The following is a 204-nucleotide window of genomic DNA, read 5'->3' as shown; positions in this document are numbered from 1 at the left end:
CGAACAAAATCTTAAATTGAAGAGTTTGATCATGGCTCAGATTGAACGCTGGCGGCAGGCCTAACACATGCAAGTCGAGCGGAAACGAGTTATCTGAACCTTCGGGGAACGATAACGGCGTCGAGCGGCGGACGGGTGAGTAATGCCTAGGAAATTGCCCTGATGTGGGGGATAACCATTGGAAACGATGGCTAATACCGCATG

The 204-nt window shown here is 50.5% G+C and carries 1 rRNA gene; it reads left to right on the top strand.

Going from position 1 to position 204, the window contains the following annotated elements:
• Positions 1–13: 13 nt before the first annotated feature.
• Positions 14–204: ribosomal RNA gene (locus tag VJL_RS13925) — 16S ribosomal RNA — on the top strand; the annotation flags it as partial.

It is taken from the genome of Vibrio jasicida CAIM 1864 = LMG 25398 (assembly GCF_000400365.1).
GTDB classification, from domain to species: Bacteria; Pseudomonadota; Gammaproteobacteria; order Enterobacterales; family Vibrionaceae; genus Vibrio; species Vibrio jasicida.
This window is presented reverse-complemented; position numbering and strand designations above follow the sequence as displayed.